Source organism: Micromonospora sp. NPDC048170, assembly GCF_040652795.1.
In the GTDB taxonomy this organism is placed as follows: Bacteria; Actinomycetota; Actinomycetes; order Mycobacteriales; family Micromonosporaceae; genus Micromonospora.
Genome location: NZ_JBEZMR010000003.1, coordinates 119,722 through 135,515 on the forward strand (window position 1 = coordinate 119,722; position 15,794 = coordinate 135,515).

The 15,794-nt window shown below is 73.8% G+C and carries 12 protein-coding genes; 5 read left to right on the forward strand and 7 right to left on the reverse strand.

The features are described 5' to 3' along the window. The first annotated feature begins 120 nt into the window (after positions 1–120). The 3 genes from AB0D32_RS07145 to AB0D32_RS07155 all read left to right on the forward strand — a co-directional run bounded on the left by AB0D32_RS07145 (position 121) and on the right by AB0D32_RS07155 (position 2,056). On the forward strand, positions 121–648 hold the full coding sequence (locus AB0D32_RS07145) for a hypothetical protein (protein WP_357085954.1): 528 nt from the start codon (positions 121–123) through the stop codon (positions 646–648). 50 nt (positions 649–698) lie between these two features. Continuing rightward, positions 699–1,133 carry a VOC family protein gene (locus AB0D32_RS07150; RefSeq protein WP_357085956.1) on the forward strand — a complete coding sequence of 145 codons (435 nt, stop codon included), beginning with the start codon at positions 699–701 and terminating at the stop codon, positions 1,131–1,133. 176 nt (positions 1,134–1,309) lie between these two features. Further along, a complete protein-coding gene (locus AB0D32_RS07155; RefSeq protein WP_357085959.1) occupies positions 1,310–2,056 on the forward strand; it encodes a hypothetical protein in 747 nt (248 codons plus the stop codon). Positions 2,057–2,151: 95 nt separating this feature from the next. Here the strand turns inward: AB0D32_RS07155 and AB0D32_RS07160 are convergent, their stop codons facing one another. Together AB0D32_RS07160 and eccB are read right to left on the reverse strand one after the other, a co-directional pair. Continuing rightward, entirely contained in the window at positions 2,152–2,802 is a 651-nt protein-coding gene (locus tag AB0D32_RS07160) for a response regulator transcription factor (RefSeq protein ID WP_357085960.1), read from the reverse strand. Further along, positions 2,799–4,241, reverse strand: coding sequence for a type VII secretion protein EccB (gene eccB, locus AB0D32_RS07165; RefSeq protein ID WP_357085961.1), 1,443 nt, complete (start codon positions 4,239–4,241; stop codon positions 2,799–2,801). Before eccB ends, AB0D32_RS07160 begins: the two co-directional genes overlap by 4 nt. A gap of 98 nt (positions 4,242–4,339) precedes the next feature. Here eccB and AB0D32_RS07170 point away from each other — a divergent pair, with 98 nt between their 5' ends. After that, entirely contained in the window at positions 4,340–5,446 is a 1,107-nt protein-coding gene (locus tag AB0D32_RS07170) for a type VII secretion protein EccE (RefSeq protein ID WP_357085962.1), read from the forward strand. Here AB0D32_RS07170 and eccD read toward each other — a convergent pair. From eccD to AB0D32_RS07195, 5 genes are read right to left on the reverse strand one after another with little or no spacing between them, the layout of a single operon-like run. Next, on the reverse strand, positions 5,443–6,813 hold the full coding sequence (gene eccD / locus AB0D32_RS07175) for a type VII secretion integral membrane protein EccD (protein WP_357085965.1): 1,371 nt from the start codon (positions 6,811–6,813) through the stop codon (positions 5,443–5,445). The genes AB0D32_RS07170 and eccD overlap by 4 nt on opposite strands. Continuing rightward, positions 6,810–7,112, reverse strand: a complete 303-nt coding sequence (locus AB0D32_RS07180) for a YbaB/EbfC family nucleoid-associated protein (protein WP_357085968.1) — start codon at positions 7,110–7,112, stop codon at positions 6,810–6,812. Before AB0D32_RS07180 ends, eccD begins: the two co-directional genes overlap by 4 nt. A gap of 55 nt (positions 7,113–7,167) precedes the next feature. Continuing rightward, positions 7,168–9,576 carry a WXG100 family type VII secretion target gene (locus AB0D32_RS07185; RefSeq protein WP_357085971.1) on the reverse strand — a complete coding sequence of 803 codons (2,409 nt, stop codon included), beginning with the start codon at positions 9,574–9,576 and terminating at the stop codon, positions 7,168–7,170. A gap of 3 nt (positions 9,577–9,579) precedes the next feature. Continuing rightward, positions 9,580–10,689 carry a hypothetical protein gene (locus tag AB0D32_RS07190; RefSeq protein WP_357085974.1) on the reverse strand — a complete coding sequence of 370 codons (1,110 nt, stop codon included), beginning with the start codon at positions 10,687–10,689 and terminating at the stop codon, positions 9,580–9,582. A 33-nt stretch (positions 10,690–10,722) separates the two neighbouring features. Beyond that, positions 10,723–11,487 carry a WXG100 family type VII secretion target gene (locus AB0D32_RS07195; protein WP_357085977.1) on the reverse strand — a complete coding sequence of 255 codons (765 nt, stop codon included), beginning with the start codon at positions 11,485–11,487 and terminating at the stop codon, positions 10,723–10,725. Positions 11,488–11,689: 202 nt separating this feature from the next. Here AB0D32_RS07195 and eccCa point away from each other — a divergent pair, with 202 nt between their 5' ends. Beyond that, positions 11,690–15,637, forward strand: coding sequence for a type VII secretion protein EccCa (gene eccCa, locus AB0D32_RS07200; protein WP_357085979.1), 3,948 nt, complete (start codon positions 11,690–11,692; stop codon positions 15,635–15,637). The last annotated feature ends 157 nt before the right edge of the window (positions 15,638–15,794 follow it).

A 15,794-nucleotide genomic window follows, 5' to 3' on the forward strand; every position in this document is an offset into this window, starting at 1 on the left:
CACCTGCTACGCGTCCGGCCGCCATGATCAGGGCCGGGTGGAGGAGTCTGCCGCCGCCCTGGTGTTCCAGCTTCTTCTGCCGTACGTGGCGACGAGCGTGCGCACCCTATGGTGTTGACCATGATCGAGACCGCTGCCCCGGCGACCCGTGATCGGCGCAGCAACAGCGTGGTCGTACTTGCGTGCATCAGCATGGTGCTGTCGCTGATCGCGTGCGGTGTGGCCGGGCTGGTCTTCGGTGGCGAAGAACTGGATCCGCTCCCGGTGCAGTCCGGGCCACAGGTCGCCAGTGGGGCTCAGGTGGAAGCCGTCGCTCACGTGACCCTGCCTCCCGGAACCGTGCTGCTGTCCGCCGCTTACCGCAATGGCCTGGAAACCCTGTTTTCGGCGAAGTTCCGCATGCCCCGTACTGCGTTCGACGCCTTCATCGCCGAGGCGAAGTTCACGACGACTCCCACACCAGGGCTTCGGGCAGTCGACGCGAAACACAACGTCGGCGGCGGCAACCTGTGGGACCCCGAAACCGCCGTGACCGTGTCCGGCATCGTCGAGGAGCAACCCACCGCCGACGGCACGCGCCGATCGGTCCTGTTCATCCTCGACGCGCCTGAAGTGGTCACCGTGTACCTGTACGCCATCCGCGGCTGACCCGATGGCCCAGCGGAGACGGCGGACGGCCCTGCCTCTATGGTGGACGGATGGCACCGGTCAGGCAGGTCCAGGTCACGTTCGACTGCGCAGAGCCTGAGCGCGTCGCTCGGTTCTGGTGCGAGGTGTTGGGGTACGTCGTACCGCCGTCGCTGGAGGAGTCTGCCACTCCGGACGGTTCCGGTCAGACGCCGCCGTCTGAACAGCAGGTCTCAGCGTTCGCCTGCATCGATCCCACAGGTGTGGGGCCGCGACTGTACTTCCAGCGCGTTCCCGAAGGCAAGGTCGCCAAGAACCGGGTGCATCTCGACGTGCGGGTCGGCACCGGGCTCGTGGGTGAGGAGCGCCTGGCCGTACTTGAGGCCGAATGCGCACAACTGGTCGCGCTCGGCGCGGTACGCGTGCGACTACTGCTTGCCGACGAGGAAAACGAGTCGTGCCTCGTGATGCAGGACGTCGAGGGCAACGAGTTCTGTCTCGACTGAGTGGCCGTGAACGCGGCACCTCCGCGGGCTGGTGCAGTTCGCCGTCACGGCGATCGCCGTCGCGCAACGCGTCAACGGTCCTGGTCCAGAGCCAGCCTTCGGTGTCCCGGGTGCGCTCGGCGAAGGCAGCCGACCCGGTCTGACGGCGTGCCACGTCGACAGGCGATGATCATGGCATGAGCCTTCCAGCACCTCTGCGCGAATCTCTGCACGATCCGGCCTTCTGGGCGCGGTACACCTTCGCCGCGGAGGACGGCCCCGGCGCCGATCGACTGGGCGCGCTCGAAGAGTTGCTCGACGAAGACGAAGACGAAGACGACGAGGCCGATGACGACGACGAGGACACGGCGCTCACCGTCACCTTCGACGTTGGCGGCGGCCATCTCATCCTGCTCGACGTCGACACCGAGTTGGGCCTGCACGAACTGGGCATCACCGGGCCCGGGTCAGCCGAGCCCGCAGGGCTGGGCTGGGACGATCTGGCGCACTGGCACCCGTACGCGCTGCGCTGGTCGGAACTCGAGTTGATCTGCCGCGCAGTCGCCGTGCGGGATCCGCTGCTGTCGCACCCCGGGGCGCCGATGGCCCTGCTGTGCCGGTTCGCCGCGGTCTTCGAGGACGACGACGTCCAAGCCGCCGTCGCCAGCCTGGACGCGGCGTACGCCGCACTGCGGCCTTCGGGCTGGGACGGCTACTGGCCCAGGGCCGCCGACTGGCTCGATCGTGCCGACTTCCGCGGCGAGAAGGTGGCGTGGCACCGCGACGAGGCAGGCAACCTGTGGGCCGAGCAGGACGACGACCACGAGGCCGCCTTCTACAGCACACGGGTGACACCGCCGGCGGAGGCGGAGGAGGGGTTCCCGCACGACCTGCTCAGGAATCTGCTGGCCGCCGCCGCGAGGACGGTAGCGACCGGAGCCTGACCGTAGCCCCGGAAACGGGGGACCTCGTGGGCGGCCGGATCGGACGACTCCGGACGCATGCCCGAGCCGCCCAGCCATGAACGGCATCCGGCTCGTCAGTGGTTCTGCGCCGGTGCGACGATGCCCTCCTCGATCGCCAGCCGGGTCAACTCCGGCCGTCGGCGGCGTCCCGTCTTCTCCCGGATCCGGTCCAGGTGGGAGCGCACCGTGCGGACGCTGATCGCCAGCGCCTCCGCGATGTCCTGGTCCCGTTCACCGGCAGCCAGCAGCGACAGCACCTGACGCTCCCGGTCGGACAGCGGCACCCGGTACGACGGCTGCCGGCCACGGGACGAGTCCAGCAGGATCGATGCCAGGGTCGGCGACACGTAGGTGTTGCCGGCGGCGATCTCCCGTACCGCCCGGAGGATCTCGTCGGCGTCAGCGTCCTTGGTCAGGTATCCGCGAGCCCCGGCGGCGATCGCACCGAGCACATCGGACTGGTCGCCGTGCGCGGACACCACCAGCACCCGGTGGCCCATCCCGGCGACCGCGACCACCGCCGCCGCGTCGCGTACGCCGGGCAGCCTCAGGTCGAGGATCACCACCCCGCCCCCGGGCTGCCGGTACGCCGCGAACTCCTCCACCGACCTGGCGGTGGTGCTGACCAGGACGTCCGGCGCGTCCCCGAGCGCGCGGACCAGCGCGGCCCGGTAGAGGGGGTGGTCCTCCACCACCGACACCTCGATCGCCGTCACCCCGGTCACCGCGTCTCCTCCGTGCCGGCGGCCGGTCGAACCGCGACCGGCGCCGCGGGCCGCTGGGCGGCGGCCGGCTCCAGCACCGGGCCCGTGGGGAACAGGGCCAGCACGCTCGGCGGCACCGGAGTGGGCCGGACCGCCCCGTAGCCGAGTGCCTTCAACGCGTCGCCGTCCGGGACCGGATGGCGTACGCCCTGGTCGGTGAGGAGGAAGACGGTGCCGAGAGCGGCCTGCGGTGTCGGCCGCTCGCGTAACACGGCGGCCCGGCCGGCCGGCACGAACACCACGTCGGCCCGGGATCCGCCACCCGCCGCGACCGGCGCCGCCCCCGCCGGCACACCGGTCGAGGAACCCAGTCTGACCACCGCCCGGTCACCGTCCGGCGTCGCGCACACGGCGACCCCTTCGCCGGAGACCTCGACCGGCGGGGCGAGCCGGGCCGGATAGTCGGCGGTCGTACCGGTCGCCGGCCGTGACTGCGCCACGTCGGCCGCGGTCACCCCGATCTCGCGCGCCGCACCACCCGGGTACGCCGCCCGGTTGGCCGGATTGCCGAGCACCAGCGCCGCCTCGGTCTGCCCGATCGCCAGCAGCCCGTCGGCGCGGACCAGGTAGTAGCGAGGCTCGGTGCCGACGTTCGTGGCGGCGAGCACCTGGCCGACCCGGGTGGCCCGGTCACCGACCCGGGGCCCGGCGGAGCCCACCCCGGCCACCGTGATCAGCCGCAGGTCCGGGCCGGCGACCACCGCGTTCAGCCAGGCCGCGCTGACCGGCAGCGGGCGTACCGCGTCGTAGCCGAGGGCCACGGCGGTGGCCGGGTCGGCGATCCGGTGCCGGCGCCCGGCCACCACCGCGTGCCCGGCCCCGTCCGGGCTGGAGACCAACAGGGCCGTCGCCGCGCCCACCTCGGTACCCACGGGCGACACCCCCGCCAGCGCCGTGGTGAGGGGCGGGGTGCCCGCCGGCCGTCCCTCGGCGCTCTGCGCGCAGACGGTGAACGGCGCCGTCAGCAGCCGGTCCCGGGCCGGCAACGACGACGGTGCGCCCGGAATCCCGAGCGGTACGCCACGCGGCGCAGCCGCCAGGGACTTGCTCGACACCCTGCTGGTCGCGGTGCCGTTGCCGCCGGCGAGCAGCCGCGCCGAGGCGTAGTTGAGCATCGGGTGCAGCAACCCGTCGGAGCCCATCACGTACGCCGCGCCGGTGTCCTTCTCGATCACCACCTGGCCGGGCTTGCGCCAGTCGGTGTTCGCGCCGGGCCGCAGGAACCCGTACACCCCGAAGCCGGCGGTGACCAGCAGGGCCGCCGCGGCGCCGAGCGCACACCCGATGACCAGGCGGCGGCTCGGCGACACCGGATGGTTGGCGTCACCGACCTGTAGCGCCGAGACGAGGCGGCGGCGCAGGAACTGGTACGCCTGTAGTTGGTCCCGCTGTGTCCACATCAGTTCATCCCCGCCATGGTGCGGTGCACACCCGGTGCACTAGAACTACGGATGCAAGGTACGGATCGACGACGAGTTCGAGCCCAGGGAGCCGCGCCATGCCACCAGCCGCACCCGCCACCGCGCCGCCGTTCGGTTCCGCGCGGCACCGGAACGTGCCACCGATGCCCGTACCGCCGGTGGGACGGCGTCACCGGCTCGGGCTCGGCGCCGGCCGGTTGGTGCTCTGGCAGTCCGCGGTGCTGGGCGCGGTGGCCGCCGGTGGCCCCTTCGACGCGGTCGGCGGCGCCGCCACCGGGGCGGCCGCGGTCGTGGTGCTCGGTACCGGGGTGCGGTGGCGCGGCCGGTGGCTCTCCGACTGGGTGCTCGTCCGGCACCGCTTCCAGCACCGCGCCCGACGTGCGTTGCCGGCGCTGCCCACCCTGCGGATCCGCACCGACGCGGACCGGGCGGGCAACCGGGTCGGGCTTGCCGGCGACGGCAACTCGTGGACCGCGCTGCTGCGCGCCGAACCCGACGGCGACCTCGACGACCTGCTGCGCCGGCTGGTGGCCCGCTACGACGACCCCGACCTGCCGCTGGCCGGCGCGCAACTGGTTGACTGGCGCTCCCCGGGCACCGACAACGCGGCCCGGTGGATCGCCATCCGGCTCGACCCCGCGACGGCCGCCCGGGCGGTGCGGGCCCGCGGCGGCGGCCAGCCCGGCGCGGTACGTGCCGCCGGCACCGCCGCGCTGCGGCTCGCCGCCGACCTGCGCGCCGCCGGGCACCAGGTCACCGCGCTCAACGGCGGTCAACTGCGCGACGCGTGGGCCAGCGTGCTCGGCGTCGATCCGCGACGCGGCGACGAACCGGGCACCGAGACGTGGCAGCACTGGTCGTTGGGTCTGCTGCACCAGGTCTGCTACCGACCACGCCGGGCTGTCCGGGACCTGGCCGGGGCGGCGACGCTGCTCCGCCGGCACGCCGCCGCACCGGCCCTGGTCAGCGCGGTGTCGGTGCGGTGGGACCGGCAGCGGGGCGGCGGCACCCGCAGCACGGTGCTGATCCGGGTCGGAGTGCCCGCCGGGCCGGCCCGGGAGGCGGTCGCCGACGCGGCCCGGCAGGCCACCGCCGGATTCGACGGGAAACTGGTGCCACTGGACGGGGCACATGCCGAGGCGGCGTGGGAGACGCTGCCGCTGGCAGGCCTGCCGGTGGGTTAGCCGCCCCATGCGCGTACCGCGCCGTAGACGTCGAGCACCGCGCCCGCCACCGGCACCAGACCGACCAGCGCCAGGAACTCGACCACGTCGAGCAGCCGACCCCAGTACGGCGACGGTGCGTTGGCGGCGGCGCGGACCGCGTACGTCGCGCAGACCACCCCGGTGACCAGGAGCAGCGCGGCGAAGAACAGCCGCGTCCCGGGGCCGCCCGCCAGTCCCGCCCGGGCCGCCAGGCCGAGCACCGACCCGGCGCCGGCGACCAGCAGCGACGCCCGCTGGCCGAGGCCGACGTAGGCGCGGGCGCGCAGCAACAGCCCGACGCCGGCCAGCCCGGCCAGCGCCCACGCCCAGCGACCACCCGTCAGCAGGAGTATCCCCGCGCAGCAGGCCACGATGACCGCCAGGCCACACAACAGACCGGTCAGGATCCGCTCGGCGGCCTCGGTGTCGCCGACCACCTCGGGCCCGAGGGTGGGCCGCTCGTCCCGGCGGAACGCCTCCACGTCGGTCGGTACGCCCGGCAGCGGCAGCCGGCCGAGCCGCAGCGCGAGCATGGGCAGCGCCGGGCTGGCCACCACGGCCGCGCAGCAGGTGACCGCCGCGACCGAGGCGGGCGAGGCGGCGGTGAGCAGGTCGGCGAGCGCGCCGAGAGTGCCGACGGCGGCGGCCACGGCGGCGGCGGCGAACCGCTGTTCCGCCACCACCACGGCGGCCAGCGCCGTGTAGAGGGTGGCCGCGGCGCCAGCCAGGGCCAGCCGGCCGGCGGTGAGTCCCGCCGCGTCCAGGCCACCGGTGACCGACAACCCGCCGACCACCGCGGCCGGGACGCCACCGGCGGCCACCGCGGCGCCGAGACCCCGGTCGCCGTACGCCCGCGACAGCGCCCCGCCGGAGACCAGCAGCGCCAGGGCCAGGACGCCGGCGAGCAGCGCGATGCCCGGAGCGGCCAGCCCGCTGTAGCCGACCGCTACCGCTACCGCGGTGAAGGCCAGCGCGGCGACGGCACCGCCGACCTTCCGCGACGCCGCCGCCCGCCACACGCCGGGCCGGTCCGCGGCGGCGCTCGCGATGGCGTCCACCACGTCGTCGAAGAGCATCGGGGTGGCCCGCCGGTCGACCGTGCCCAGGTAGAGCACTTCGCCGTCGCGCACCCCGGCGCCGCTGACCGTGACCGCGCCGTCCAGCGGCGGGCCACCGAAACGGCGCAGTTCCCAGCCCACCCCGCCGGCCCGGTCGGCGTTCGTGGCCAGCAGCCGGACCAGTTGCGGAAGCAACTCCGCCACGGTGCTCTGGACTGGCAACGACACGTCGAGGCGGGCATGGGGCGCCACCACGGTGACCCGCCGGGGAGCGACCGCAGTGGTCACTGCTGAGCCTCGCCGAGCAGCGGGGCGTATCTCGCCTCACTGGCCGACGCGAGCTTGGCCAGGCCGTCGTTCACCGCCTCCAGCACGAGTTGGCCGAGGGTGTGCGCGTCATACCGGCGCAGCACCTGCGGGTCGATGGTCACGTCGGTGAACCGGCCGTCGCCCTTGAGCTTGACGGTCACGTCGCCGTTCCCGGCGTACCCGGTCAGCTCCAGCGTCGCCACCGAGCGTTGGATGTCCTCGATCCGCTGCTGCTGCTCGCGCACCTGGGCGAGTAGATCCTCGATCGCCGGTTCCATCTGTCGTTTCCCTTCCGGTCTCCGCTGCCCGCCGGTGCCGCGCCCGCCATCCGGGCTACGGCCGCCGCCCCTGCACGTCGAATTGGATCGACTCACGGGTATGCGTGGCAAGGTTTCCGAGATACACGTACTGCGCGGCCGTGGTGTACGCGTCGATGTAGTCGGCCCGGCCCGGGTCGGACCGAGCCCACCGTACGGCCTCCTCGGCGGCGGCACCGTGCACCGCCCCGACCGGCACGGCCGGCGCCGACCCGCCGGTACGCAGCTCGAAACTGGCGAGGTCGCCGGCCGCCGTGTAGACGGTCCCGTTGCCGGTCAACTGCGGATGGTGGAACACGTCGGCGGGCAGGCCCTGCGGAGGCACCGGAGTCGGCGCCTGCATGGCACCGGTGACGGCGTCGGCGGCCTGCCCGAAGGCGAACCCGGCGAACGAACCGACTTCCGGCAGCTTGCCGACGCCGAATCCGACCACGTCCTTCACCGCGTTGGTGATCGCCACCTGCCGGGCGTACGCCTCCTGCGCGGTGCGGGTGGCCTGCTCGGCGTCCTGCACGCTGGCGTACCAGATCGCGTTGGCGGCTGCGGCGTTGGTCAGGCCGTCCACGTTGCCGGCGTACCGGCCGGCCTGCTCCATCGGGACCGTGCCGGCGTCGGCCTGCCGCAGCAGGTACTCCTGGTACAGGTCGGCGGCCGCGTTGATCTCGTCGCGACCGTCCTGGGTGACCTGGCCGAGCATCAGCATGTGCCGGGCGTCGGTGCTGCCCAGCCGCTGCGCCGCCGAGTTGGTGTCGAGCCCGTCGAGCGGCTGGGCGTACAGGTCCATGTTCGGCACGGTGGCCCGGGCGATCGCCTCGGCGAAGTGCGGGTTTTCCCGCATCGCCGCCAACGTCTGCGGGTACGACGCCGGGTCGGTCATGCTCTGGGTGAGGTTCACGTACGCACCGCGGGCCAGGTCGTGCTCGGCGGGGTCGGCGGTTGCGGCACCGATCCAGTCGACGACCCGGCCCGCGGTGCTGCCGTCGTCCGCCCAGCCGAAGCCGGCCAGTCGGCGCAGTGTCTCGCCGTCGCCGGCCAGCGCCGCGTCGGCGACGTGGTTGCGGGTGGACACGTCGAGCAGCGTGGTCAACGTCGTGTCCACCCGCGGCTTGTCCCAGAGCACCGCGTCGTCGGTCGACACGAAGTATCCGGGCTGGTCGGGGTTGTGCCGGGAGAGGTCGTCGAGTCGTTGGGTGACGTCGGCGATCTCGCCGACCCGACGGGTCACCGCGGCCGAGTAGTCGGCCCCGGCGACCAGGTTCCGGTCGGCCGCGCCGGTCAGCTGGGACAGCGCCTCCCACTGGGCGTAGCGGGGCACGTCGAGCCGGTTGGTGTAGACCGTCTCACCGATCACGCCGGTCAGCGGCGCGCGGCCCGGCGTCGACGGCAGCTCCTGGGTGAAGCCGTACGAGTTGGTGCCGATGTTGGTCTCGGTGGCCGCCCGGGCGTGCACCAGGTCGCGGATCGCGGCGGGCAGGTCGGCCGGGTCCCGCGACAGGGTCAGGATGCCGTTGCCGACGGTCCGCAGCATCTCCTGCCGGTCGGCGGGGGCGAAGCCCGGGGCGGTCTCCCCGAACAGGCCGAACAGGCTGGTGTGGTAGCGGTGCTCGGTGGCGTTGAGGTAGCCCGGCAGGTCGAACACCCGCTCGCCGAGCGTGGCATGGAACGCGGTGAGGAAGGCCTTGTCCGCGGCGGACGGCGGCTGCGCGGCCCGGGCCCGGTCGGTGATCACGGCGAGCTGCGCCATGGCCTGGCGGAACTGCGTCGGCGAGGCGTCCCCGGCGAGCGCGGCCCGCACCGTTTCCCCGGCGGCACGCCCGTCGGCCCCGGCCGCGGCGGCCGACCCGGCGGCGCCCGCGGCGGACGATCCGCCGAGTTCGGTGGCGACCTGCGCCAACACGACACCCAGCCGGTCGTACGCGCCGCGCATCGCGGTCACCGCCTGCTCCCCGACGCTGCGGGCCTGGTCGAGCAGTACGGAGATCTGGCTGATCGGCACCGCCCGGGCGGCGGCCACCAGGAGTTGGGCGTTCGCCCGGAACCGGGCGATGACCACGTCGCCGGTGCCCGCCGCGACCTGCAACCCGCCGGCCGCGCGCTCCAGCGCCGCCGCGTGCCGGCGCAGTCGTGCCTCGGTGCCGTCCAGCCCGGTGGTGACCCGGCCGGAGGCGGAGCCGAACGCCTCGTACGCGGAGCCGTGCCAGTGCGCGCCGAGCCCGCTGCGGCGGCGGACCAGGTCGCTGGAGACGCCCGCGGCCCGGTCGGCGACCGCGAGGTAGGACTGGGCCGTGGCCCGCAGCCCGGCCGGGTCGCCGGTGATCTGCCGGCGGTACTCGGCGAGCACCATGGCGTACCGGTCGAGCAGCCAGGACAGCACGCCGGACAGGTCCGTGGTGCTCCGGGCCAGGACGGGGAGGGCGCCGGTCACCGGTCAGTCCACCTTGACCGAGCCGTCGGCACCGACGCTGATGTCGGCGTCGACGGTCTCCCCGCCGGAGCTGGCGGTGACCTCGATGTCGAACGCGCGCCCGGTGTCCACGGGCACCTCGACGGTCACCGACAGGTCACCCTTGCTGGCCGTGACCGTCACGTCGCCGTCGCCACCGGATCCGCCAGGGGCGGGTGCGGGCACGTCAGCCGGCGCGGTCGGAGGGATCGGCAGGGTCTGCACCGGGCCGGTGGGCGTCACCGTCACCGGCGCCCCGCCGGAGGGGAGCGAGGACTGTCCGGGCTGGACCGCGACCCACTGGTCGGTGCCGAGCGCCGAGGGGGTGTAGCTGTTCATCGACCCGCCGGCCGGGTAGCCCGCGCCGGTGAACGACGGCATGCCGTAGCCGCCCGTGCCGTAGCCGCCGCCCAGGGCCGCCTGCCCGGCCCCGGTGGCGACGCCGGCCATCGGCGGTGGCGCCAGCACCGGGTTGCCCGCGCTCCCGGCCGGCAGCGCCGGGGCGGGCGACGAGCCGCCGTCGTTGTTCTTCGAGAACAACTGCTCGACCTGGCCGACGATGGTGGCCAGGCCGGTCAGGATCTGGCCGAGGTTGGTCACCCCGATGGCGGTGAGGATGCCGCCGATGCCGGTGAGGAAGGCCTTGAGGATCCCGGTGGTGCTGACCGCCAGCGCCCGCCCCGCCGCCCGGGTGTACGGGTTGGACATCAGCGCGGCGACCGTCGGGTTGACCGCGCCGACCACCGCCCGGTACGCCGCCTGCGCGGTGGTCAGTTGCGCGGCGGCGCCCTCCAGCTCGCGGATGCCGGCGTACACGGTTTCGATGATCTTCTGGAAGCTGGCGAAGGAACTGTTCAGCTTCTGCACCACGGACTCGCTCGCCGACCCGGCGGACCACACCTCACGGAGCTGCTCGCGGGCCCGTTCCAGGTCGGCGAGGAGGGTGACCAGCCGGGCCACCCGCGTGGTCAACGCCGCGGCGTGGGCGACGATCGCCGACGGGTCACCGCCCACGATCGAGGGCAGCGCGACGGTGCCGGGCCCGCGTCCGCCGGCGGCGGCATCCATCGCGCCCGAGTTGGGGATGTCAAACACGGCGCACCTCTCTCGGCGTCACGTCGTCGGGATTCACCACAGCGATGTCGCGTCCGTCATCGGCCGGTAGACCCGGACGCGGCCGAACTCCGCCGCCGATCCGACCGCGCCGTGGTTGTAGAGCTGGCCGTTCGCACCGGCGACACCGATCACCGGGCCACCGTCACCGGTGAACGGCTGCACGACCACCACGTCGCCGGGGTGCACCAGGCCGGAGACGTCCCGCCCGCTGCCCGAGTACACCCCCAGCAGGCCGACCCGTTCCTGGTTGGCGGGGCTGCGGTCGAGCCAGTCGGCGAAGTCCCGCGCGTCGCGGAAGGTCACCTCGGTCAGCGGACGGGCGGAGAGCTCGCCGAGACCGGCCCTGCTCAGGTAGTCCAGTACGTTGCCGACCGACCCGGGCTCACCCGCCGCACCCGCGCTGTCGTTGACCGCATAACCGGCGAGGGCGGCGCCGGGCTCCGCGCCGGTCGACGCACCGGTGCCGGCGGGCGATCCGCCCAGCGCGGCGGCAACGGCCCGGTCGGCCTCGTCGTAGTCGTTGGCGCTGCGGTGCACCAGGTCGTTGACCTCCTGGAGCAGTTGCAGCAGCGTCCGCATGGTGCCGACGACCTGCCCCTGCATCGCGACGTTCGCCGAGGCGACCGGCGAGCCGAGCTTCGCGAACGACGTCGGCGCCAGGGTCAACCGCTCCAGCTCCACCACCGTGCTGTACGCCTGAAGCAGGATGCCGACGACATTGCCGACCACTCCGCGTACGGCATCGGGCCGCACGTTGTAAGACGAGCCTGTCGTCATCGTTGGCACCTTCCCGCCAGATCGCCCGGCCCGCGCCACACCGGGCCGGGCAGCTCCACCGCCCCGAGGCGGCTTCCGGATGGTTGCGGGTCATCGTAGGTTGGTGCGCGCGAGCCCTTGAACGGCAAAACTACCCACGACCTGCCCCGTCAAAGTGACCACGGGTTACCCCGATCCCATCGGGCCGAGGAGGCACCGCCGGATGTCTGTCGACACCCTCCGTCGCCGGGCCATGCTGCCCGAACCACCGCGCGGTGAGATCATGCTGCAGGCTCCGCCCGCCCTGCCCCGGGGCGGCGGCCAGGGCGGCATGCAACTGATGTTCATGCTGCCGATGATGCTCGGTATGGGCGCCATGTCGTTCGTCTACATCGGACGATCCGGCGGGGCGATGACCTGGATCTTCGGCGCGCTGTACATCAGCGCCATGGTCGGCATGCTGGTGATGAGCCTGTCCCGCGGTGGCGCCTCGAAGAAGGCGCAGATCAACGACGAACGACGCGACTACCTGCGCTATCTCAGCGGCCTGCGTGGGCAGGTCCGTGAGGTGGCCGTCCGCCAACGGGAGGCGGCCCTGGCGGCGCTGCCCGACCCGGCCGACCTGTGGTCGGTCGCCGGCACCGACCGGCTCTGGGAGCGGGCCCGCACCGATCCCGACTTCGGCCGGGTCCGCGTCGGCACCGGGCCGCAACGGCTGGCCACGGCGCTGCGCGCGCCGCAGACCGCCCCGCTGGAGGACCTCGACCCGGTGTCGTCCACCTCGCTGCGTCACTTCATCCGCACCTACGCCACCGTCGCGGAGCTGCCGGTGGCGGTGTCCCTACGCTCGTTCCAGCGGGTCACGCTGACCGGCGACCGCCCCGAGATCCTGGACCTCGCCCGAGCCCTCCTGGCCCACCTGGCCACCTTCCACTCCCCGGACAACCTGCGCGTCGCCGCCTGCGTCGGACCGGACCGGCAGGATGCCTGGGACTGGTTGAAGTGGCTGCCCCACGCGGTGCACCCGGGCCGGGCCGACGCCAGCGGGCCGACCCGGCTGGCCGCGCCCACCCTCACCGAGCTGGCCGCGTTGCTCACCGATGATCCGGCCGCCCCGGCGGCCCGCGGCCCGTTCAAGCCCGGGGCCCGCCCCGAGGCGCCGCACCTGCTGATCCTGCTCGACGGTGCCGGCACGCTGCCCGACGCCGGCCTGGACCCACCCGGCGGGCTGGCCGGCACCACCGTCCTCGAGATCGGCGGCGGGCCCGGCGGCGCCGGCGCCCTCGACCTGATGATCTCCGAGGGGCGCCTCGGCATGCGCACCCAGGACGGCGTCGCGCTGGTCGGCGTACCGGACCGGCTCAGCGTCGCCGGTGCCGAGGTGGTCGCCCGGCAGCTCACCGCGTTGCAAACCGGCACACCGGTGGCCAGCGAACAGCCGTTGTCCACCACCTTCGGCCTGGCCGACCTGCTCGGTATCGGCGACCCGCGCCGGCTGGACCCGGCGGTCACCTGGCGGCCCCGGTCGGCCCGGGACCGGCTGCGCATCCCGATCGGGGTCGACCCCGACGGGCGCCCGGTCGACCTGGACCTCAAGGAGTCGGCCGAGGGCGGCATGGGCCCGCACGGGCTGGTCATCGGCGCCACCGGCTCCGGCAAGAGCGAGCTGCTGCGGACCCTGGTCACCGGCCTCGCCGCCACGCACTCCTCGGAGACGCTCAATCTCGCACTGATCGACTTCAAGGGCGGCGCCACCTTCGCCGGCATGACCGACCTGCCGCACACCTGCGCCGTGATCACCAACCTCGCGGCCGACCTGACCCTGGTCGACCGGATGGCCGACGCGCTCCGCGGCGAGCTGGTCCGCCGCCAGGAGCTGCTGCGCGCCGCCGGCAACTACGCCTCCGTACGTGACTACGAACGGGCCCGGACCGACGGCACGGCACTGCAACCGATGCCCTCGCTGCTGGTGATCATCGACGAGTTCAGCGAACTGCTGTCCAGCCGGCCCGAGTTCATCGACCTGTTCGTGATGATCGGCCGACTCGGGCGCAGCCTCGGCGTGCACCTGATGCTCGCCTCGCAACGGCTGGAGGAGGGCCGGCTACGCGGTCTCGACAGCCACCTCAGCTACCGCATCGGGCTGCGCACGTTCTCCGCCGCCGAGAGCCGGGCGGTGCTCGGGGTGTCCGACGCGTACGAGCTGCCGTCGGTGCCCGGCTCGGCGTACCTGAAGTGGGACACCACCACCCTGCAACGGTTCAAGGCCGCGTACGTCTCCGGCGAACTGCCGCCCGAGCAGACGACGGCCGTGGCCGAGGGGATCCCGTACGGGCGGCGGGTCCTGCCGTTCGGGCTCGCCCCGCTGGCACCGGCCGACCCGGTGGACGCCCCGGCCCCGGCGAGCGGCCCCGGCGCCACGGCGACCAACGGCGAGACGGTGCTGAGCGCGATGATCGGCCGGCTGCTCGGCAACGGGCCCGCCGCGCACCAGATCTGGCTGCCGCCGTTGGCCGAACCGCCCGCCCTCGACCAACTGCTGCCACCGCTGGGTGTCGACCCGCAGCGCGGCCTGAGCCCGCTCGGCTGGGCCGGCAACGGCCAGCTCACCGTGCCCCTGGGCATCGTGGACAAGCCGTTCGAGCAGCGTCGGGACCTGCTGTGGACACAACTGTCGGGGGCGGCCGGGCACGCGCTCGTGCTCGGCGCGCCGCAGAGCGGCAAGAGCACCCTGCTGCGCACCCTCGTGACCACGCTGGCGCTCACCCACACCCCGACCGAGGTGCAGTTCTTCCTGCTCGACTTCGGCGGTGGCGGCCTGGCCAGCCTGTCCGGCCTCCCCCACGTCAGCGGCTACGCCAACCGGATGGACGCCGAACGGGTCCGCCGGATCGTCGCCGAGCTGACCGGCCTGCTGGCCGAGCGGGAGCGGTCGTTCGCCGCGCACGGCATCGACTCGATCGCCGACTTCCGCCGCCGCCCCCCGCCCAGCCCGGACGGGCGGGCCTTCGGGGACGTGTTCCTGGTCGTCGACGGCTGGATGACCCTGCGCCAGGAGTTCGAGCCGCTGGACGAGTCGGTCACCACCCTCGCCGCCCGCGGCCTCGGGTTCGGCCTGCACGTCGTCCTCTCGGCCAACCGGGCGATGGAGATCCGGCCGGCGCTGCGCGACCTGATCGGCACCCACGTCGAGCTGCGCCTGGGCGACCCGGCCGACTCGGCGTACGACCGGCGGGCCGCGGCCAGCGTGCCGAAGGGCGCACCGGGGCGCGGGCTCACCGCCGACAAGCTGCACTTCCTCGGCGGACTGCCCCGCATCGACGGCCGCACCTCGGTCGCCGACCTGCCGGACGGCGCGAGCGACCTGGTCAAGCAGGTGGACGCGAGCTGGCGTGGTCCCCGCGCGCCCCAGGTGCGGCTGCTGCCCCGGCTGGTGCCGGCCGCCACGCTGCCCGGCCCGGTCCCCGGCGACCGGCGGATCCCGATCGGGCTGGCCGAGGCGGACCTGGGGCCGGCCTTCCTGGACTTCGACGCCGACCCGCACTTCATCGCCTTCGGCGACGTGGAGTCCGGCAAGACGGGCCTGCTGCGGGTGATGGCCCAGCAGATCGTGGCCCGGTACCCGGTGGCCGACGCCGCCGTCATCGTCGCCGACTACCGGCGCGGGCTGGTGGACGCCATCTCCGGCCCGCACCTGCTCGGCTACGCCGGCAGCGAGCCGGTGCTCGCCCAGCTCGTCGCCGAGGCCGCCGAAGGGCTGCGGCGGCGGTTGCCCGGCCCGGAGCTGACCGCCGCCCAGCTGCGCGACCGGAGCTGGTGGAGCGGCCCCGAGCTGTTCGTCTTCGTCGACGACTACGACCTGGTGGTGTCACCCAGCCGCAACCCGCTCGCGCCCCTGCTGGACTTCCTGCCCCAGGCCAAGGACGTCGGCCTGCACCTGGTGGTCACCCGCCGCTCCGGTGGCGCAAGCCGCAGCCTGTTCGAGCCGGTCGTGCAGCGGCTGCGCGACCTGGGGACCCCCGGCCTGCTGCTCTCCGGCTCCCGTGACGAGGGCGCGTTGCTGGCCGACGTCAAGCCCAGCAAGCAGCCGTCCGGACGCGGGCAGTTGGTGGACCGGCGCACCGGGGTCTCGCTGGTGCAGGTCGCCTGGGCCGAGACCGATCCGGGCTGACCCGGGCGAGCCCTGTTCCCGGGCCGGTCGGCACGGGCTGCCGTCGCCCGTCACGGAAGCCGTGTGGGTAATAGTGCCGTGTCCGCGACGGGTACTTGTGCCGTACTAACGATGGGTGACGACTGCATAGCATCCCCAGCGTGTACGGCGCCGCGAG